The 848-nt window shown below is 75.2% G+C and carries 1 pseudogene; it reads left to right on the top strand.

Annotation, left to right across the window (positions count from 1 at the left end):
• Window positions 1-19 precede the first annotated feature (19 nt).
• Window positions 20-848 (top strand): annotated as a pseudogene (locus ACYVE9_RS28890) (hypothetical protein); the annotation flags it as partial.

Here is an 848-nt window from a genome sequence, read left to right as displayed (position 1 = left end):
GGGGCGTTACCTGTTCTCCGTGCAGCGCCGCTCGCGTACCGCGTCCGACCGGGCGCGCTGGCCGCTGGAGCTGCGGCTGAGCGAGGAACCGCCACTGGACCCGCGGGTGGTGCCCGGGGCCTCCCGGACCGACTACGGCGACGCGGGCCGGGACGCGCGCCTGCCCGGCGGCCGTCCCGAGGACGTCGAGGGCGGTACGGGCTTCAACGACGCGCGCACGCTCGGCAGAGGCGTCTGGCGCGACCGGCTCCTCCCCGCGCAGACCCGCTGGTACAAGGTGCCCGTCGGTTGGGGCCAACAGCTCAGGGTCGACGCCGAGTTCGGCAACGAGCCGACGTTGGACGACAGCCGGGCCCGCTCGTTCGTGCGGGCCGACCTCTACTCGCCGTCGCGCGTCCCGGTGCCGTCCGGACCGGAGTTCCGCGCCGATCGGGTGTACACCGGACGGCCCACCGCGGTCTCCTCCGGCACCGTGCCGGTGTCCTGGACCAACCGCTGGGAGACGGGCAACCACGTGGCGCCGGTGCGCGCCGCCGGCCACTACTACCTGGCCGTGTCGCTGGGTCCGGCGGCAGCCGAACTCGCGGAGAACCCCGCGATCGGCCTGGTGCTGCGCATCGACGTGGTCGGCGAGGCCAAGGCCGGCCCGGCGCACGACGCCCCGGCGGCGGAGCGGTCGGACGCGGACGGCACCGGCGACGGCGGTCCGAAGGGGACCGACGCCGGATCGAAAGGGTCCGACAGCGGTGCCGCCGCGACGGACGGTGCAGGATGGTCGGGCATCCGTGCGCACCGGATCGGGAGAAGTCGAGGTCGGGCAGTGCCTCGCTCAGTACGCCCCCCCGGAG

Source organism: Streptomyces sparsus (assembly GCF_054776295.1).
This window is presented reverse-complemented; position numbering and strand designations above follow the sequence as displayed.